This is a genomic window from Pallidibacillus pasinlerensis (assembly GCF_009996845.1).
GTDB classification, from domain to species: domain Bacteria; phylum Bacillota; class Bacilli; order Bacillales; family Caldibacillaceae; genus Pallidibacillus; species Pallidibacillus pasinlerensis.
Genome location: NZ_JAACYS010000036.1, coordinates 1 through 20,133, shown reverse-complemented (window position 1 = coordinate 20,133; position 20,133 = coordinate 1). Strand labels below are relative to the sequence as shown.

The 20,133-nt window shown below is 38.3% G+C and carries 13 protein-coding genes and 4 pseudogenes; 7 read left to right on the top strand and 10 right to left on the bottom strand.

Features of this window, described 5'->3' with window-relative positions:
* Positions 1-565: 565 nt before the first annotated feature.
* The 6 genes from GW534_RS08965 to GW534_RS08940 form a co-directional block, all read right to left on the bottom strand.
* On the bottom strand, positions 566-1,552 hold the full coding sequence (locus GW534_RS08965) for an NAD(P)H-dependent flavin oxidoreductase (protein WP_161920684.1): 987 nt from the start codon (positions 1,550-1,552) through the stop codon (positions 566-568).
* Between the two features lie 11 nt (positions 1,553-1,563).
* A complete protein-coding gene (locus tag GW534_RS08960) occupies positions 1,564-2,673 on the bottom strand; it encodes a CaiB/BaiF CoA transferase family protein (protein WP_161920683.1) in 1,110 nt (369 codons plus the stop codon).
* Between the two features lie 319 nt (positions 2,674-2,992).
* Positions 2,993-4,141, bottom strand: coding sequence for a thiolase family protein (locus GW534_RS08955; protein WP_161920682.1), 1,149 nt, complete (start codon positions 4,139-4,141; stop codon positions 2,993-2,995).
* Between the two features lie 75 nt (positions 4,142-4,216).
* Entirely contained in the window at positions 4,217-5,362 is a 1,146-nt protein-coding gene (locus GW534_RS08950; protein ID WP_161920681.1) for an acyl-CoA dehydrogenase family protein, read from the bottom strand.
* A 215-nt stretch (positions 5,363-5,577) separates the two neighbouring features.
* Entirely contained in the window at positions 5,578-6,345 is a 768-nt protein-coding gene (locus GW534_RS08945) for a 3-hydroxyacyl-CoA dehydrogenase (RefSeq protein ID WP_161920680.1), read from the bottom strand.
* Between the two features lie 589 nt (positions 6,346-6,934).
* Positions 6,935-7,714, bottom strand: a complete 780-nt coding sequence (locus tag GW534_RS08940) for an enoyl-CoA hydratase-related protein (RefSeq protein WP_161920679.1) — start codon at positions 7,712-7,714, stop codon at positions 6,935-6,937.
* Between the two features lie 331 nt (positions 7,715-8,045).
* On the opposite strand from GW534_RS08940, the gene GW534_RS08935 reads away from it, so the two are divergent.
* Positions 8,046-8,549 carry an Lrp/AsnC family transcriptional regulator gene (locus tag GW534_RS08935; protein WP_161920678.1) on the top strand — a complete coding sequence of 168 codons (504 nt, stop codon included), beginning with the start codon at positions 8,046-8,048 and terminating at the stop codon, positions 8,547-8,549.
* Complete coding sequence (locus tag GW534_RS08930; protein WP_161920677.1) at positions 8,546-9,745, top strand: aminotransferase; 1,200 nt, start codon at positions 8,546-8,548, stop codon at positions 9,743-9,745. The genes GW534_RS08935 and GW534_RS08930 overlap by 4 nt, the downstream gene beginning before the upstream one ends.
* Before the next feature lie 109 nt (positions 9,746-9,854).
* Here GW534_RS08930 and GW534_RS08925 read toward each other — a convergent pair whose 3' ends face one another.
* Entirely contained in the window at positions 9,855-11,039 is a 1,185-nt protein-coding gene (locus tag GW534_RS08925; RefSeq protein WP_161920676.1) for a dicarboxylate/amino acid:cation symporter, read from the bottom strand.
* Positions 11,040-11,435: 396 nt separating this feature from the next.
* Positions 11,436-12,242: a pyrroline-5-carboxylate reductase gene (gene proC, locus GW534_RS08920; RefSeq protein WP_161920675.1), complete on the bottom strand. Its 807-nt coding sequence runs from the start codon at positions 12,240-12,242 to the stop codon at positions 11,436-11,438.
* A gap of 171 nt (positions 12,243-12,413) precedes the next feature.
* Here proC and GW534_RS08915 point away from each other — a divergent pair.
* From GW534_RS08915 to GW534_RS16410, 4 pseudogenes are all read left to right on the top strand, one after another.
* Positions 12,414-12,785, top strand: a pseudogene (locus tag GW534_RS08915) (winged helix-turn-helix domain-containing protein); the annotation flags it as partial.
* Positions 12,782-13,746: pseudogene (locus GW534_RS16125) on the top strand (sensor histidine kinase); the annotation flags it as partial. The pseudogenes GW534_RS08915 and GW534_RS16125, both read left to right, overlap by 4 nt.
* Positions 13,741-13,960 (top strand): annotated as a pseudogene (locus tag GW534_RS16415) (ATP-binding cassette domain-containing protein); the annotation flags it as partial. The pseudogenes GW534_RS16125 and GW534_RS16415, both read left to right, overlap by 6 nt.
* A pseudogene (locus GW534_RS16410) lies at positions 13,960-15,291 on the top strand (FtsX-like permease family protein); the annotation flags it as partial. The pseudogenes GW534_RS16415 and GW534_RS16410, both read left to right, overlap by 1 nt.
* Before the next feature lie 1,005 nt (positions 15,292-16,296).
* On the opposite strand, the gene GW534_RS08885 reads toward GW534_RS16410, so the two are convergent.
* Positions 16,297-17,412, bottom strand: a complete 1,116-nt coding sequence (locus GW534_RS08885) for an alanine/ornithine racemase family PLP-dependent enzyme (protein WP_312854645.1) — start codon at positions 17,410-17,412, stop codon at positions 16,297-16,299.
* On the bottom strand, positions 17,409-18,494 hold the full coding sequence (locus GW534_RS08880; RefSeq protein ID WP_161920671.1) for a DUF1611 domain-containing protein: 1,086 nt from the start codon (positions 18,492-18,494) through the stop codon (positions 17,409-17,411). The genes GW534_RS08885 and GW534_RS08880 overlap by 4 nt, the downstream gene beginning before the upstream one ends.
* Before the next feature lie 624 nt (positions 18,495-19,118).
* On the opposite strand from GW534_RS08880, the gene GW534_RS08875 reads away from it, so the two are divergent.
* Entirely contained in the window at positions 19,119-20,024 is a 906-nt protein-coding gene (locus tag GW534_RS08875; protein WP_161920670.1) for a DMT family transporter, read from the top strand.
* Positions 20,025-20,133 lie beyond the last annotated feature (109 nt).

Genomic DNA, 20,133 nt, shown 5'->3' with positions numbered 1-20,133 from the left:
AATTTCTTTATCTTTTTGTCATCGAAAGCCGCTCTCGAAGACATTTTGAGCTAATCTCTAATCTAATTTGTCATCGAGAACTACTCTCGGAGACATTTTGAGCTAATCTCTAATCTAATTTGTCATCGAGAACTACTCTCGGAGACATTTTGAGCTAATTTCTAATCTAATTTGTCATCGAGAACCAATCTCGAAGACATTTTGAATTAATCTCTAATCTAATTTGTCATCGAGAACCAATCTCGAAGACATTTTGAACTAATTTCTTCACCTTTTTGTCATCGAAAGCCTCTCTCGAAGACATTTTGAGCTAATTTCTAATCTAATTTGTCATCGAGAACTACTCTCGGAGACATTTTGAGCTAATTTCTAATCTAATTTGTCGTCGAGAACCGCTCTCACGGACACTTCAAGCGAAATCTCAACCAATTTTGTCATCGACAGCGCACCTAAACTACGCTTCTCACTAAACTGCACAAGATCTAAACGTATCCATCAAGACAAACAATGATTGAGCATTCATTCGATTCGAATATTTAAAATTGACTTCACGAACGCCAACTAATTATTTCTGAGTAGCAACATGAGTTCCTTGTGCTACCTTAGCTTTCGCTTCTTCATATTGCAGCTTTAGTTCTTCAACAATTTCAGCGACAGTTTGGATTTTCTTAATGGACCCGATTCCTTGTCCAGCTCCCCAAATATCTCGCCATGCACGAATATTAGGATTAGACAAGTTAGATAAGTCAACTTCATCTTTCTTAGGTAAGTTATAAGGATCTAAGCCTGCTTTTTCAATACTTGGAATTAAATAGTTCGCATTAATGCCACTGAACGTGTCTGTATAAATAATATCTTCAATTCCGGATTCTAAAATCATTTCCTTATATGCATCAACGGCTTTACTTTCAACAGCTGGGATAAAACGAGAACCTAGGTAAGCAAAGTCAGCTCCTAATATTTCAGCAACTAAAATATCTTCACCCTTCGATAATCCACCTGCTAAAACAATTGGTCCATCGAAAAACTCTTTTACCTCATGAATAAAGGCGATTGGGTTGTATGTGCCTCCATGCCCACCTGCTCCTGCAGTAACTAAAACTAATCCGTCTGAACCTTTTTCAAGGGCTTTTTTTGCAAATTTAATATTAATAACATCAGAGAGTACGAGACCACCATATTCATGGACGATTTTTACAACTGGACTCGGATCACCTAGGGAAGTAATGACAAGTGGTGGTTGATATTTTTCAATTAACTCCAAGTCTTCTTTGAAACGCTTATTCGTTCTGTGACTTATGAAGTTTATACCCCACGGTGCAATCTTTTTATCTGGATTTGCTTCTTTCAACCGTGCCCACTTAGTAGTAATTTCGTTTAACCAATCATCGAGAATGTCCTTTGTACGAGCATTTAGAGCTGGAAATGTTCCGACAATCCCACTTTCACAGGCACGTAGTACCATATTTGGATCGTTAATTAAAAACATTGGTGCCATAATTACAGGTAGTTCGCATTGTTCTCTAAATTTCGCGATTTTTTCTTTAGCCATATTTTTTCCTCCTATTCATTTTTAAAAAATTCATCATTATGTTCACCAAGGTTTGGTGCTTTTGTTTTAATTGCTCCTGGTGTTCTTGATAGTTTAATGGGTATACCAATATACTTTTGGTTATGTTTTTCTAAAATCATTTCACGTGCCTGTACTTGTGGATGTTCAACAACTTCTGAAAAATCTAATACTGGGGATACACAGGCTTCTACGTTTTTAAAAAGTTCCATCCATTCATCGAGGTTTTTTGTAAAAATAATGGACTGGATCTCATGTTTCATTCGGTATTGCTCATCGATTGGAGCGTTTAACTTTTCAATAAAATCGAGTTTACCTATTGTTTCGCAAAACGTTTGCCAAAACTTCGGTTCAAGGGCACCAACCGATAACCAGCGACGATCCTTTGTTTGGTAAACTTCATAACAAGCTAAACTACCGGACAACATTTGTTCACCACGTTGAACTTCTTCTCCAGACATCAAGTAATTAGGTAACGTTGCTTGTAGCCAGGAGAGTACGCCATCTAACATTGAAATATCGACAAACTGACCCTCCCCGGATTTTTCCCGTTCTTGTAATGCTAAAAGAATCCCAACAACAGCTGGGTAGGCACCGCCACCTATATCACCTACTTGTACAGCTGGAACGAGTGGTTTTCCGTCGCGCTCGCCCATTAAATGGAGGAGGCCTGTATAACTAATAAAATTTATATCGTGACCTGGGAGTTTCGCATACGGTCCGGTTTGCCCGTAGCCCGTGATGGCACAATAAATGAGACGTGGATTAAGTTCTTTTAAAATTTCATAATTAAGACCAAGGCGCTCCATAACACCAGGACGGAAAGACTCAACAAGTACATCCGCATCTTTTACAAGTTGTAAAAATTTCTGCTTACCTTCTTCATCTTTTAAATTGAGGGTAACACTTTTCTTATTGCGATTTAACGAATGAAACATTGCTCCATATTCATCAACTTTCGGTTCATAAAAACGGGCATAATCGCCAAGTTTTGGTTCTTCAATTTTAATTACTTCTGCACCGAAATCTGCCAAAATCATCGTACAAAATGGACCTGGCAGTAAACGAGATAGATCAAGTACACGGATAGAGTGTAATGGCATAGAATGCCCCCTTTTCTTTTATAAGTTAAAAGTTTTTTGTACTTCTCGCTGACAGGGGTGGTACAAGGGGACAGGTCCGGTGTACCAAAAATCAGGAAATTGAGACAATGAACCTGTCCCTCCGCAGCTGAATCGAGGGGGGTTGTCCCCGTGTTTCATGCGCAGCTGAATCGAGGGGGTTGTCCCCGTGTTTCATGCGCAGCTGAATTGAGGGGGCTGTCCCCGTGTTTCATCACACCGATGGTACAAGGGACCCGTCCCCCTGTACCAAATGAAACCCCTGTATCAAATGGAACGAGGGACCTGTCCCTGTGTTGCACTATAGGCGTTCGATGATGGTGGCGTTTGCCATCCCGTGTCCTTCACACATTGTTTGCAATCCGTAACGTCCTCCTGTTCTTTCTAGTTCTGACATCATCGTTAACATTAAGCAAGCTCCACTTGCACCGAGTGGGTGACCTAAGGCAATGGCGCCACCGTTTGGATTCAACTTCGCAGGATCTGCACCTGTTTCTTTAAGCCATGCTAGCGGAACCGGAGCAAAAGCCTCGTTCACTTCAAACACATCGATATCATCAATCGTTAATCCAGCTTTCTTTAACACCTTTTCTGTCGCTGGAATTGGACCAGTTAACATTAATGTTGGGTCAGATCCAACCACTGTCCGGGCCACAACTCGGAATTTTGGCTTCATCCCAAGTTCTTCAGCTTTTTCACGGGACATGAGTAAAATCGCTGCCGCTCCGTCGCTAATTTGACTTGAGTTTCCAGCTGTTATTTTTCCATCTTCTTGGAAAGATGGTTTTAATCCAGCCAACTTTTCCAACGACGAATCTCTTCTTGGACCTTCATCATGACGAACAACGGTTTTCGTTCCGTCCGGTAACGTCACTTCTACCGGAATAATTTCTTTTTCAAAACGTCCTTCATCTTGTGCGACGATGGCCCGACGATGACTTTCTAAAGAAAATTCATCTAATTCTTCTTTACTAAAATTCCACTTTTCTGCAATCCGCTCTGCAGATAAACCTTGATTGATCATTTCATACTTCGAAGTTAATGACTCTGGAAAATCAACGTCTTGACGATCGGAAAACATCGGAACCCGTGACATACTTTCAACGCCACCAGCAATGACGACATCCATATCGCCACTCATGATCGCTTGCGCTGCGAAATGAACCGCTTGCTGGCTTGAGCCACATTGTCTATCAATCGTTGTCCCTGGTACTTCAATTGGAAACCCTGCGATTAATGCCGCCACACGAGCAATATCAAAAGATTGCTCCCCTACTTGTGAAACGCACCCTAAAATTACGTCCTCCACTAAGTCAGGTGAAATTCCCGCACGTTTAACAACTTCTTGAAGTGGCAACGCTGCTAAATCTTCAGCACGAATCCCACTTAATACACCGTTCCTTCTCCCGACAGGTGTCCTTACCCCTTCAACAATGACCGCTTCCCGCAATTGAAACACCCCTTTTTTCCATTTTAAAAAAATCATTAGCCTTTATTGCAGTAAAAAATTCTTCCGCCCAATCGCTTACAGCCCCAAATTTTTCGCAATAATATACTTCATAATTTCATTCGACCCGGCATAAATCGAAGTAACGGTCACATCACGATATCGTCTAGCAATCTCGTATTCTTCCATATATCCGTACCCACCATGAAGTTGTAAACATTCCGTAGCAACCTTTTTAGCCAAATCGGTAATCCACCACTTTGCCATGGAGACCTCTGTGACAATGTCTTTCTGTTTCATATGGTCAACAATTAATTGATCTAAAAAGGTGCGTCCAATTTTAATTTCTGTTGCCATTTCAGCGATTTTAAACTGGGTATTTTGGAACTTACTAATTGTTTGACCGAATGCTTCTCTTTGTTTTACGTAATCCATTGTTATCTCAAGCATTCGTTCTACTGCTGCCTGGGCTTGAATTGCCACCATTAACCTTTCCTGTTGTAATTTTTCCATTAAATAATAAAAGCCTTTTCCTTCTTCACCGAGAAGATTCGATTTTGGCACCCGTACATCTTCAAAAATTAATTCACTCGTATCATTTGCATGTTGACCAAGTTTTTCTAACTTTTTCCCCTTTTTAAAACCTGGTGTTCCAGCTTCCACAACGATTAAGCTAATCCCTTTGTAGGCAGGCTTTGCATTCGGATCCGTTTTACAAACGACGACAACTAAGTCCGCCGAGTACCCGTTCGTAATAAACGTTTTTTCACCATTAATAATATAGTGGTCCCCATCAGCAATCGCCGTTGTTTTTACACCTTGTAAATCCGAGCCAGCACCAGGTTCTGTCATTGCTATGGCTGAAATGAGATCCCCACTTACCGCACCTGGTAGCCACCGTTCTTTTTGTTCCTCAGTACCGTAGGATTCAATGTATGGAATCGTTATATCACTATGAAGACCGATACCAACCATGCCAGAGCCGACTTTTTCCATTTCCTCATTTAAAACAACAGCAAAACCGAAGTCCGCATTAAATCCACCGTATTTTTCATCTACTTGTGGGCAAAGATACCCTTGTTCACCGAGCTTTTTCCAAAAGGAACGCGGGACCTCTTTATTTTTCTCCCATTCTTCATAGTAGGGATACGCTTCTTTTTCTAAAAATTTTCTAAGTGATTGGCGAAAAATTTCATGTTCTTCTGTTAAATATGGTCTGCTCATTTTGAATTACCCCCTTTGTTCGTTTAGTTAAGCGCTTTCTTTTGTTTAGAAATGTGATTTTTAATTTGTGTCGGGTTAAGATTGTGCGATTTTGTTTTAAAACTGTGCGAAAAACAGAAAAGTTGTGCGAAAGTAGGATTTTTCGTGCGAAACCATGGTAAAAGTGTGCGAAAAGCTAAGTTTTTGTGCGATTTTTGTAAAACTAGATTTGTAATTTATCTTGGTTGCATACGGATGGCCCCATCTAGACGAATGACTTCACCGTTTAACATGGAATTTTCAATAATACTTTGTACTAATTGAGCATATTCACTTGGTTTCCCAAGCCGTTGTGGGAAAGGAGTCATTTTACCTAAAGCTTCACGGGCTTTTTCTGGTAAACTAGCAAACAATGGTGTTTCAAACAAACCCGGTGCAATAGTCATCACGCGAATACCAAGGCTTGCTAAGTCTCGTGCAATTGGTAGCGTCATCCCCACTACGCCACCTTTTGATGCGCTATAAGCTGCTTGACCCATCTGTCCTTCAAAAGCAGCTACTGAAGCTGTGTTAATGATCACCCCGCGCTCACCTTGTTCGTTTGGTTCATTCGTGGACATTTTTTCACTTGCAAGTCGAATGGCATTGAATGTGCCAATTAAGTTCACTTGAATCACTTTTGAAAAAGATTCTAGATTATGGGCACCACTTTTTCCTAATGTTTTCTTCGCAATTGCAATCCCCGCACAGTTAACAAGGACATTTACTTTGCCGAAATGCTCGATTGCTTTATCAAGTGCCGACTGAACGCTCGCTCCGTCAGTCACATCCGTTTTTATAAAAATGGTAGATGCTCCTAATTCGTTCGATAACGCTTGACCTTTTTCTTCATTCAAATCAAGAATTGCAGCCTTACCATCATTTGCAACAATTTGCCTAACTGTGGCTTCTCCTAAACCCGAAGCTCCACCAGTGACGACAGCTACAACATTTTTTAAGTCCATTGTTATCCCCCTTATTTAGATTTACCACAACCTTATTTAGATTTACCACAACCTTATTTAGATTTACCACAACCTTATTTAGATTTACCACAACCTTATTTCCATTATTAAGTATTTTCTGAAATTACGCAACAAAAAAATGAATGGTTGTTCAATCATTTTTTTACTATGGGGGTTATGTTTGCATTGTGATTATTATAAAGGACCCTTCATAAAAATTTAATTGGAAATTTATCTTTTAGATGACTTGTAAAAAACGAATCACTTAATCTTTCTTGCCTTTTGTCTTTTTGAAGTTCCATAAAAGACATATTTCTTTAATTTTATTGTAACTTTGTCCTTTATACCCTTCCTAAAAGACTTTTTACGTATTTTTCCGCTGCACTTTGTCCTGTTGAGGCAACATAAAAGACATTTTTTAGAAATTCCCTCTGTACTTTGTCCTTTTGAGGCACTGTAAAAGACATTTTTCACAAAATTAAACAACACTTTGTCTTTTACAGCCTCGATAATAGACATCAAACTGAAGTAACCTCATTCATTTGTCTTTTAGACGGCACGTAAAAGCATTTCTTCCAAAACACTCACTCTACGCTTTCCCTTTATTCAAAAACGCGCGAACTCGGTCCCGATATTCCTCCGACTGAACGGACTCCATAATCAGTTGCTTAATTTCTTCATTATCTTCTGTTGCGCCTTGTAAAACGTGACGCACAATCTGTTTCGAAGCCCGCACAGATATTTGCGCATTTTCTCCAATCATCCGCGCATATTCATACGTCACCCGTTCCAACTCTTCAGCCGGCACAATCCGGTTAATTAATCCCATCTGTAACGCTTCTTCTGCTGGGAAAATACGTCCGGTAAATAAAATATCCTTCGCATTGGCAGGCCCTACTAAATCAACTAAATGTTTCGTCGCTGCTGTATCATATACGATTCCTAATTTCGCAGGGGTAATTCCAAACTTCCCCGTTTCATCGGAAAAGCGAAAATCACAAGCTACTGCAATTTCACAGCCACCGCCTACACAAAAACCTTGAATCATCGCAATAGTTGGCTTCGGACATTCGGCAATTTTCCGTTCCAACCCTGAAGTTACTTCACCATACTTGATTACACCGTCGACCGTTGAGCGAATCGTTTTAAATTCACTAATATCCGCACCTGCTGAAAAAGCTTGATCCGTTGTACTTCTAAAAATAATAACGTTAACTTCATCAACCTCACTACATAAATCAACAAACTCAATCATTTTTTCCCACATGTCATACGACAATGCATTTCTTTTTTCCAGCCGATTAATATAAATCGTCGCGATCCCGTCTTCTTTTTCCATAAAAACCTTTTCGTCCCTCACATCAACCATAAAACATTCCACACCTTTCACGCTGTTATATAACAACACCCTACTATTTTCTTCATTTTCAAGTACAACATTTCTTTTTCAATCATAAAAACATTACAAATTATCATTTTTCTGTTATTGTTATAATACAACTAAAATTAAATAGGACTGTATTCGATTGTCTTTTTATAAGAATAGTGAATTCTATATTACAATTCAATAAAAATTCACTTGTATTCTTTAGTAAATTATTTTACCATTTTAGTAATTTGTAAAGTAACAAAAAATATTGAAAGATAGTCCTATTACAACTATTATGTAACAGTGGTTTACGCAAATAAGGAGGATTTGTATGAAGCTAACTAAAGAAGAGCTGGAGATTTTATATATTTTAGAAGAAAATCACCGTCTTTCAACAGGAGTTATTGCGAAACAAACGCAACTAAGTGAAGAAAAAGTTGAAGAAATTATTAAGAAGTTAGAAGAAAATAAAGTGATCGTTAGCTACCCGGCCATCATTGACTGGTCCAAAGTTGAAGGTCAAGAAAACGTAATTGCGATGATCGAGGTAAACGTAACACCGAAACGTGGAGTCGGCTTTGATGAAGTAGCAGAAAGAATTTACCGTTTCCCTGAAGTTTCCTCAGTATACTTAATGTCAGGTGCTTTTGACTTATCTGTAACCGTAGAAGGAAAGTCTTTAAAAGAAGTTGCAACATTTGTTTCTGAAAAATTATCAACAATCGATAGCGTTGTTTCAACAAGGACTCATTTTATTTTGAAAAAATATAAACATGATGGTGTCATTATTGAGGGTAAAGAAAATAAAGACCGGAGAATGGTGGTATCACCATGATAGACGTAAATCAATTTTTATCAAAAACTGCGGCTGAACTTCCACCATCGGGGATTCGGAAGTTTTTCGATGTGGCTGCGCAAATGGAAAATGTAATCTCTCTTGGGGTTGGTGAACCGGATTTTATTACTCCGTGGAGCATTCGAGATGAAACAATCGCCTCAATCGAGGAAGGTTACACATCATATACAGCAAACCCTGGTCTACTCGAATTGCGTCAAGAAATTTCCAATTATTTAAAAAACCGCTTCAACATCGAGTATGATCCTAAAAATCAAATTATAGTCACAATTGGAGCGAGCCAAGCACTTGATTTAGCTTTTCGTGCAATTCTCAACCCCGGGGAAGAAGTGTTGATCATTGAACCGGCTTTCGTTTCTTATCCAGCCCTTGTTACCCTTGCAGGTGGAAAACCTGTACAAGTAGGAACGAAGGCTGAAAATGGCTTTAAAGTGACACCAGAACAAATTGAAGAAGCTTTAACACCAAACACAAAGGCAATTTTAATTTGTTCACCAAATAATCCGACAGGAACATTTTTAAATAAAGATGATTTAACAAAAATTGCTGAAGTAGCAATTAAACATAATTTAGTTGTCATTACTGATGAAATTTATGCCGAGCTTACATACGATGAAGATTACGTGAGTATGGCATCTCTTCCGGGTATGTATGAACGAACAATTACAATTAATGGATTTTCCAAAGCCTTTGCAATGACTGGATGGCGTTTAGGTTATGTTGCTGCGCCTGAAGCTCTCATTCAAGCGATGTTAAAAATTCATCAATATACAACAATGTGTGCACCACATATGTTACAACACGGTGCCATTGAAGCATTACGTAACGGTAAAGATCAAGTAGAAGAAATGCAACGAAGTTACCGTAGAAGAAGAAATTATATCGTTTCATCGTTAAATGAAATTGGCTTGGAATGTCATACGCCAGGTGGAGCGTTTTATGTTTTTCCATCAATAAAAAATACCGGCTTAACGTCACAAGAATTCGCTGAACAATTATTGAAAAAAGAACGGGTTGCTGTCGTACCAGGAAATGCTTTTGGAGAAAGTGGCGAAGGATACATTCGTTGTTCCTATGCTACATCAATGGAACAACTACAAGAGGCTATAATCCGTATCGATCGGTTCTTAAAATCACTTAATGTAAAACAAGAACAAGTTGCTATTGAAAAATAACATTATTTTGGCCAACATTTTTATAAGATGTTGGCCATTTTTTAAGTAATACTTTTTTAAAATAAAAAATCCGCCCTAAATTAAGAGCGGATTTTTTCATTATATTAGATTATGCAGACTGTTGAGCTGATTCATCTTTATCTTTTTTAGAAAACTTATCTACGATCATCGCTAATGCACCATCACCTGTTACGTTTGTTGCAGTACCGAAACTATCTTGTGCTAAATATAATGCGAGCATCAATGATAACATTAGCTCGTTAAATCCAAGCATTGTTTTCATAATACCAATCGCTGCCATAACCGCTCCACCAGGTACACCAGGCGCAGCAACTAAAGTTACACCAAGCATTAAGATGAATGGGAAGTAACTAGAAAAGCTGATGTCCCAACCACTTAATAGCATAACACCTAATGAACAAGTTACAAGGGTAATTACACTTCCAGATAAATGAATTGTTGCAAATAATGGTACACAGAAATCTGCTACTTGTTCACGGATTGTTGTCTTTTTAACAGAAGCAAGTGTTACCGGAATTGTTGCAGAAGAAGACTGTGTTCCTACCGCTGTGAAATATGCTGGTGATACAGTTTTTAACAGACGTAACGGATTTTGCTTATGCAACGCACCTGCTGTTGAATATTGAATTAATAACATTACGATATGAAGCGCAATAATTAGTACGAAAACTTTTAAGAATACAGACATAATGCTTGCAACTTGACCAGTGTGAGTCATATTTTGGAATACACCAAAAATATGGAATGGTAATAATGGAATAATCGTTACAGTAATTACTTTTTCAACGATCTCTTGGAACTCATCAAATGCATCTTGTAAAACATTACCTTTAATCGAAGCAATACCGATTCCGATTACGAAAGCAAAAATAAGTGCAGTTGTAACTTCCATTAATGGTGGCATTCCCACTTCAAAATAGCCGGATAGTAGGAAATCACCAGATTCGTTTGCTGACTGGAATGAACTTCCATCAGTTAACGAAGGTAGAAGCCAAGATCCAACGAAAAAGGCTAACAAACCTGCAAAAATAGTAGAAACATAGGCAAGAACTGTTGATAAACCGAGTAATTTCCCAGCACTTCGTCCCATATGGGCAATCCCCGGAACGATAAACCCAATAATAATAAACGGAATAACGAAACTTAAATAACTACCAAAAATGCCGTTAAATGTAGCGAACGCTCGAACGAACCATTCCGGCATGAAACTACCAAGTATAAGACCTAGAATAATAGCAAGAATAATTCTTGGTAAAAGTCCTATTTTTTTCATACTTCTGTCCTCCTGTAATATACAGTTGTTTTTTATAGGAATACTATATCACAATATTCATATCTGTAAAGATGAAAGAGATATTATTTTATTTTCAAATAATTCTAGAATTGTTGGGGGAACGTTTCCACTCTTTATATAAAGAGATATCTATTTTTCTAGTTTATTAAAAAAACAAAATTTGAAGAAGTAACATTTTTTAGTTATAACGCGGAACACGAACAATGTATAAAGGTAGGATCGTAATCATTCGTTCGATTTTCGGCTTTTTCGATGAAACAAGGGGATGAAACAAGGGGAAACAAGGGGACGGGTCCCTTGTACCAAATTCAAAAATGAAACACTGAACCCGTCCCCCTGTACCAAAAAAATTCTATCGTATGATATTTTACTAGATTACCCGTGGATCTGTTTCGCTTTTTCTACATTCACTTTAACGGCTTCAATTACCGCAGAGCGAAGGCCACGTTCTTCAAGTCTAGCAACGGATTCAATTGTCGTACCACCAGGTGAACAAACGCTATCCTTTAATTCAGCAGGGTGAATATTTGTTTCAAGCATCATTTTTGCTGCACCTAATACTGCTTGAGCAGCGAATACATACGCTTGTTTCCGTGGCATGCCATACATCACTGCTCCATCAGCAAGGGCTTCGATAAACATATATGTGAAGGCTGGTGACGAACCACCGACAGCCGTAACAACATCCATTAATGATTCATCAACTAATTCCACTCTTCCAAAGCTCTCAAATATTGCTTTGATCTCTTCTTTATCACTTTCTGTCACATGTTCATTTACCGCAAGTCCAGTAACACCTTCATTTACCATCGCAGGCGTGTTCGGCATCGCCTTAATTAATTTCACAGGACGTCCGAAACGTTGTTCATTTTTTTGAATCGACTCACCAGCAGCAACGGAAACAATGATCGTACTAGGTCGTACGACTTCTCTAATCTCACTGATCACAGCTTCATAACTATCTGCAGTAATCGTTAAAAAAAGAAAATCCGCATTTTGTGCAACTTCAAGATTACTTGTTGTTGTTTTGATTCCGTATAGTTCCTCCATCTCAACTAAACTTGGTGTGGAACGGTTAGAAGCAATAATTTGATTGCTGTTAACCTTTTTTGATTTCACGATCCCAGCAATCATCGACTTTGCAATGTTTCCACAACCAATAAACCCAATTGTTCGACTCATTCTCTCTCTCGCCTTCTTTCTCCATCTTATTATGTTTAATGCAAATTATAGCAAATTTTTAAACAATACAAAATGATCAATTTTTATTGAAGTAGGCCCTAATATTATTTCTGGTGAAAATTTTTCATCCAGCCGGTAAAAACTAAATTTTTCCCTTTATAATTTTGTTTAAAAATCCGTAGTCAACTGCATCGCGCCTATGGAGAATACACAACAAGGAACGAAGAACGAGTACTCGAAATCGATGGTCTTAAATTATTCCCTGAAAGGATGGAACTATCCTTTGCTTCAGAAAAGGTATCCTTATCTAAAAAAGAAACGGAGATTATCGAACAAATGGAACGGTATCCAAGGGTAGCCGGTCGAGAAGACTTACTTGAAAAACTTTAGGATAGCCAGGATTATGTTGATGAAAATACCCTGAATGTTAACATTACGCGTGTCCGGAAAAAGTTTCAAGAACTCGGTTTACAAGATGTTGTGGAAACGGTAAGAGGTGCAGGATATCGTCTAAAGGTTTCATGGAAGGATGAAGAGAATTGAAATTATTTTTTAAAAAACATTCGTTACTAGTTGCCGTTCAAGTAGTTCAACTACTCATGGTCCTTTCGATTCTTTGGTTAGATGGGGATTGTGATATCCAACTCTTTCTTTATAACGCGTTTTTAAATTTACTCATGCTCGCCTGCTATCTCATTTACTATTTTTTATCACGGAAAAAATTTTACGAACGATTAAGCATGCCGCTTGAATCACTAGATAATAGTATTCAACAAACGGAGGCTGCACCTATTCCAAAGCTTTAAATGTGCTACTACGTGACCAATACAAACTTTTTCAAAATCAATTAGAAACCATTAAGGATGACCAGGAAAAACATCGAAAATTTATGGATCAATGGGTTCACCAAATGAAAACACCTTTATCTGTCATCGAACTTACAGTGCAAAATTTAGATGAACCGGAGTCCTCTAGTATTCGCGAAGACACGGAAAGAATAAAAAACGGATTGAATACGGTTCTTTATATGGCGAGGTTAAGAACGATTGAGCAGGATTTTCATATTAAACCGGTTAATCTTGCAAAACTTGTTCATGAGGTAAATGGAGATAATAAGCGGTTTTATATTCGTAATAAAGTGTAGCCGAAGTTGAAGATTGAAAAAGAAAATATCAAAGTCAAAACCGATGAAAAGTGGCTATTTTTTATTCTCACTCAACTCGTTCATAATGCGGTAAAATATTCAGCTAAAAAAAGCAACCAAATTATTATTTCCATCAACGAACGTGGGAAAGAGGCCATCATCGAAGTAAAAGACTTTGGGATCGGTATTCTGAAGCAGATCAACGCCGAATTTTTTGATCCCTTTTTTACTGGAGAAAATCGACGGAAATTTCGCGAGTCGACAGGGATGGGACTTTACCTTACAAAAGAAACATTAGACACCTTAGGTCACAAAGTTGAAATGGAATCTGAAGTTGGTGTCGGGACAACCTTCCAATTAGCGAAATTCCGTAGCCGTGAATTAGGATTTGTTTTCCAAGATTTTAACTTACTTCAGTGGAAGAAAATATCGTTTTACCGCTCACCCTTGATGAAAAAAAGTTAAAGAGATGAAACAAAAAGCACAGGAAATCGCTGAAAAACTAGGAATTACTGGGATTATGAATAAACGTACGTATGAAATTTCCGGCGGTCAGGCACAGAGGGCTGCTGTTTATATTCGATGAGTTCTTTCTTATAATACGAGAAAAAAGGAATTCGGTTTACTCATGATCCAAGGGATGTCTGTCAGACAACTTCGGCAAATGGTATTTATGGAAAATATGTTAATCGGCTTTTTTGCAACAATCGGTGGAATATTACTTTGTTTAGTGTTTTCGAAAGTGATTTTATTAATTGCTGAAAATGCTCTTGTTATGGAAAAAGATGGACTTAACTTTTATTTTCCAACCCAAGCAATAATCGTTACGTTTGCTTCCTTTATCTTGTTGTTCTTTATTATTTCTTTATTCGTTTCTTATGTGTTACGAACGCAGAAACTGATTGATTTAATTAAAGGAAATAAAAAAATCAAAAGGCGAACCGAAAGCGAACATTTTCTTAACGATTTTAGCTATATTGTTAATTGGCAGTGGCTACACTGTTGCACTAATGGTTGAAGGACTTGCCGTTATTGCTGTGATGCTACCGGTTATTATCGTTGTAATACTTGGTACGTATTTATTTTTTACCCAATTAAGTGTGTATGTGATTCGCAAAATTAAAAAGAACAAAAACCTATTTTGGCATAAAACGAATATGATCTTATTCTCTGATTTGTCGTTCCACATGAAGGCTAATGCGCGTACTCTCTTCATGGTCGCGATTGTGTCGACAGTTGCCTTCAGTGCCATTGGTACGTTATTTAGTTTTCAAACTTTTCTTACGGCAGAGACAAAAAATAATAATCCAGAAGAGGTCATTTATTCAAAAGTCTTACCTGCATATGATTCGTATTATGTCGTTTCTGATCAAGGTTTTTAACAATTACCGGAACCGATGCGGGAAGAGTTCTATCATGCATGGCAAGTGACAGATGGGGAATATTTTACCAGCTGCGGAAAAAATTTACGAAGCATTACCTCATTATGAATTTTATGCTCGGGATTATATGGTCCATCAATTAAATAAAAGTTATGGTCTCGTATTATTTGTCGGACTATTTATCGGAATTGTCTTTTTCATTTCAGCAGGAAGCTTCCTTTATTTCCGACTTTACGCAGATTTAGACGAAGATAAGCAAAAATTCCGCTCCATTACGAAGATCGGTTTAACCGAAAAAGAATTGAAAAAAGTGTTAACGAAACAAACGGCGATTCTTTTCTTCACACCGATTATCGTGGCGCTTATTCATAGGGCTTTTGCTTTAACTGCATTGTCACATATGTTTTACTATGACATAACGAAAGTAGCCGTATCAGTGCTCGTTGTGTTCTTGGCGATTCAAATCATGTACTTTTATATTGTTCGCTATTTTTACACGATGCAAATTAAGACGGTGCTTTGATTAAATGATGATGGGAGCAACTTCAGAGATTTTGTAAAGGCACCTTACTTTATGTAGGGAACTCTTTTATCTATCAGGGACATTTTGGGCGTAAATTTAAGGGAGAATGTCTATGAGGTGGCGGCTCGGGGACATTTTGAAAGTAATTTTAATGCAAAATGTCTGTGAGACTGCTTCTCGTAGACATTTCATACGCAATCTAATCGCAAAATGTCTATGAGACGACTTCTCGGAGACATTTCAAACGCAATCTAATCGCAAAATGTCCATGAAAACACCTCTCGTGGACATTTCATACGCAATCTAATCGCAAAATGTCCATGACAACGTCTCTCGTGGACATTTCATACGCGAATCTAACTCAAAATGTCCATGAAAACACTTCTTGGAGACATTTCGAAAGTAATTTTAATGCAAAATGTCCATGACAACACCTCTCGTGGACATTTCATACGCAATCTAATCGCAAAATGTCCATGACAACGCTTCTCGGAGACATTTCATACGCAATCTAATCGCAAAATGTCCATGAAAACACCTCTCGTGGACATTTCATACGCGAATCTAACTCAAAATGTCCATGACAACGTCTCTCGTGGACATTTCATACGCAATCTAATCGCAAAATGTCCATGACAACACCTCTCGTGGACATTTCAAACATATTTCTAACTCAAAATGTCTATGACAACGCTTCTCGTGGACATTTCAAACATATTTCTAACTCAAAATGTCCATGACAACGTCTCTCGTGGACATTTCATACGCGAATCTAACTCAAAATGTCCATGACAACGCTTCTCGGAGACATTTCAAACGCAATCTAATCGCAAAATGTCCATGAAAACGCTTCTCGGAGACATTTCGAAAGTAATTTTAATGCAAAATGTCTATGAGACGACTTCTCGGAGACATTTCAATCCTAATTCAAACACAAAATGTCCGTGAGACCCATTCTCGCGGACATTCCAAGCATAACCTAACCTCAATATGTCACCGAAACCATTAACCAACGTTTGCTCGTTTCACACCATCATAACGACCAGGTCGCATTGTCATATATTTTTTCGCAACGTAAGGTGAAGTCATTGCCGACAACATTGCTCCGTAATCTACGGAAAAGGATATTGTATCACCTAACTTTAACCTGCTATTAGTCGAATCTATAACAATATGATCACTACTTGAACCAAGTACTTCCACCGGATCAAGGGGTTTCAATCCATCAACGATAACATCCTGCCTTCCTATATTTAAAATCCCTCGTTGCATGATCCCTTTATCTTCAAAATGCACTTTTTCACCAAAGGCATTTTGCGCCGATTCACCATAAGGAAGTGATGGCTTCCGCTTCAATTCAATAACCTCGGCAACCAACCTGAATGCATCATCATATAATCCAGGTATTACCGTTCCGTGTACAGTTTCTTTGCCTAAAAAAATCGATTCGCCTAACCGGACATTATTTACCTCTCCAACTTCTTCAGCACCTACAAACCAATTATAATTCGCGGAATTTCCTCCAGATACAATCGGAAGCTCAAGATCAAAAGTTTCCCGTACTTCACGAACTAACTGGGAAAACTCCTTCATCTTTTCTTCCGTCGGCACTATACCACCAAAGCAAGCAAAATTTGTTCCAAGCCCAACAACTTCCACACCTTTTAACTGCAAAACTTCCTGCAAAATTCCAGGCAGATGCTCTGGCAAAATCCCTTCCCTCAAGTCCCCCATCTCAACCATTAAAATAATTTTATGTACTTTGTTTTGCCGTGTTGCTTCTTGAGATAGGGCGCGAACAACTTCTAGCTCACTATTTAATGACATATCTGCATACTCAACAACATGTTTTACTTCACTTAGAGCAGGCGTCCGAAGTAACATAAATGGAACATCTAGTCCTGCTTCTCTAAACTTTTTTATATTTTGAATCCGGGAGTCGGCTAAACTGTGAACACCAGCATTTAATACTGCCCTAGCAATTTCCACACTGCCTGCTCCAGCTTTTACTACACCGGTAATTTGCACACCTTTTTTCGCAAACAAATTTTTCAACATTCTCGCATTATGTGTTAGTTTATATAAATTCACTTCAATTCTTGGAGTAGCCTGCTTGATCACAGACCAGATCCCACCATTCCCTGTTGTAGTGTCGGGAACACTTCAATGAGTCTATCCACCATTTTCCCTGCACCGTATTTTAACACATCTGTTGTCGGTAATTTATATAACCGTTCATACGCTTTAATCGTCTGTTCAATCTCATTATCTGTCATATTCTCATGATTTAACGTAATACCAACGACTTTCGTATCCGCAAAATGTTCAATCAATTCAATTTCACTTACAACATCTGGCATTGGTAAAAACGGAAAATCACCAAGTACTTCTCTTTTTGGCGGGTGTTGTAAAATAACCGCTTGTGGACGAGTTCCTTTTAAAATACCAACTGAGCTTGAATACGCAGGATGACTTAACGCACCTTGTCCTTCAATGATCATAATATCTGGGTTTTCCTCTTCGTATGCACGTACAACTTCATTTTCCAACTCACCAATAACATATTGAAGTGGGAACGCATCCATTGCTAAGCCATATTTAGCCCCTTGAATAAGCGCAGTTTGTCCCGTTGCAATGAAGGCTGTTTTATAACCTCTTCTACGAAACTCTTTATCTAATTCAACGGCGGTTGTCCGCTTTCCACAAGCCCCATCAGTTCCAAGTACCGTTACTCGTGGTGTATTAATATTTAAAATTCGTCCTGAAAAAATTTGCCACTCTGTTCGTGGTTTTGGCTTGCGAATATCACGAATCGTCACACCGAATCGTTCTGCATAGGCAACCATTTCCGCATCATCCGTTAAAAACTCTTGTAACGGATTTATAATATGTAAACCAGCTTCCATCGCTTGAATGATGACTTGTCGATCGTCTCCTTGTAAAAAGCCTTCCGCTGGCGCAATGCCCAAAATAAATGTTTCTGGTTTCTCAGGTAAAATTGATAACGCTTCTTCTAAACTTTTAAAAATTGGAATGCCATTCTTCTTTTGATCTAAAAATTCTCCAGCATCAAGGCCTGCTTTCGTGCTATCAATAATTCCGACAATATCATACATTCCAGACTCACGAACTAAGCCATTAGCTGTCTTTCCATCCATTGAACCGAATTGATTTTCACAATAGATAATTGCGCGATTTCCCATTGAAATCCCTCCTTATTTATGTGAAATTCAATTTTTTTGCAAAAAAAGAACACCTATAGGCATTTTGATTGCGACAGCTGTCCCAATACTAAAAGCACTTCAAGTGTTCTATATAGACCGTATTAAAATTTCAACGTTGCATACAACTATACTTTTAGTACTGGTTAGACCACTACAACTCTATTATAATACTAAGAAAAATAATTGGCAATTATAATCAATTTAACAATTAGAGTCAAGGATTTTTTTGATACAGAGGTGAGATACAGAGGTACAGAGGTGAGATACAGAGGGACGGGTTCGGTGTTTCATTTTTTGTGGAGGTGATACAGAGGGACGGGTTCGGTGTTTCATTTTTTGCGAAATTGGTACAAGGAACCCGTCCCCTTGTGCCACTCTGCCGATCCCCCTGTGCCACTCGAAATGAAACGAGGGACCCCTTGTATCACACCTCTGAATGAAACGAGGGAACCGTTCCCGTTTATCACACCCCCGAATGAAACGAGGAACCCGTCCCCGTGTACCACCCCCGTGTACCACCCCCTGTACCAACATTTCAAAATATTGACAATATTCAATCTAACAAATAATATTGTTTTAAGGCGTTTTTTAGGGGGAGCGATTGTGATAAGAGGAATTATATATTTAGTTATTGCGATTGTTTTTTGGTCTGGAAATTATATTTGTGGGCGATTTTTAGCAGATGCACTTCCACCAAACTTACTCAACACTATCCGCTGGATCATTTCAACATTGATTCTTTTTGCACTTCTTCTATATAAAAGAAAAAAGCTTCACTTCGTCGCCCATTGGAAGGAATTCCTTATCGCTGGCTTTTTCGGTATTTTTACCTTTTCAACTTTACTATATTGGGGATTAAACTACCTTACAGCTTCTCAAGTCGGAATGATTACCGCCTTTACGCCAATATCGATTTTATTTTTTGCTATCCTCATTCTAAGAGAACGATTATCTATCCAAGGACTAATTGGTACCATCATTTCAATAACCGGTGTTATTATTTTGTTTCTCGGAAAATCGAACGGTGAAGAAGCTGGATCATGGTTTGGAGGTATTCTAATCATTTTAGCTTCACTTTCGTGGGGGATTTATACTGCCCTTGGTAAAAAATATAGTAATAAATTCGATGCATTGACCTTTTTAACAGGCGCTTCCTTTTACGGTGCAATATTAAGTGCCCTCAGCTGTATCGGAACAGTTAATTTAGATGATATACATATGACAATTGGGGCTTGGCTTGCAGTAATATATGTAAGTACGCTAGCTTCGGTCATTGCATTTCTTGCCTGGCAAGTCGGTGTCCAAAGAGTCGGTGCCGCTTACTCCGCTCCGTTTATGAATTTAATGCCCGTTTGTACGATTGTATTTGGTGTGATTCTTTTAAACGAAACGGTCAGCGTCATGTCTATAATCGGAGGCAGTATTTCTATTGTTGGAGCGTTACTTGCGAGTTTACCGAAATCTGCTACGGAACGTTTGTTATTGAAAAAAAGAAGCGAGCGGTTTTAATTTTATTTTTAAAAATAATATAGGGCTTCACTTAGCAACTCGTGAAGCCCTCTAATACGTAAGATCACTTCGTAATTACAAACACACCGCCACAATGGGATACTTGCGT

Bases quoted from the DNA above. Each gene is read 5' to 3' on its own strand.
- GW534_RS08965 (WP_161920684.1), bottom strand. From the start codon at position 1,552: ATGGCTAAAGAAAAAATCGCGAAATTTAGAGAACAATGCGAACTACCT.
- GW534_RS08960 (WP_161920683.1), bottom strand. From the start codon at position 2,673: ATGCCATTACACTCTATCCGTGTACTTGATCTATCTCGTTTACTGCCA.
- GW534_RS08950 (WP_161920681.1), bottom strand. From the start codon at position 5,362: ATGAGCAGACCATATTTAACAGAAGAACATGAAATTTTTCGCCAATCA.
- GW534_RS08945 (WP_161920680.1), bottom strand. From the start codon at position 6,345: ATGGACTTAAAAAATGTTGTAGCTGTCGTCACTGGTGGAGCTTCGGGT.
- GW534_RS08940 (WP_161920679.1), bottom strand. From the start codon at position 7,714: ATGGTTGATGTGAGGGACGAAAAGGTTTTTATGGAAAAAGAAGACGGG.
- GW534_RS08935 (WP_161920678.1), top strand. From the start codon at position 8,046: ATGAAGCTAACTAAAGAAGAGCTGGAGATTTTATATATTTTAGAAGAA.
- GW534_RS08930 (WP_161920677.1), top strand. From the start codon at position 8,546: ATGATAGACGTAAATCAATTTTTATCAAAAACTGCGGCTGAACTTCCA.
- GW534_RS08925 (WP_161920676.1), bottom strand. From the start codon at position 11,039: ATGAAAAAAATAGGACTTTTACCAAGAATTATTCTTGCTATTATTCTA.
- proC (WP_161920675.1), bottom strand. From the start codon at position 12,242: ATGAGTCGAACAATTGGGTTTATTGGTTGTGGAAACATTGCAAAGTCG.
- GW534_RS08880 (WP_161920671.1), bottom strand. From the start codon at position 18,494: ATGGGAAATCGCGCAATTATCTATTGTGAAAATCAATTCGGTTCAATG.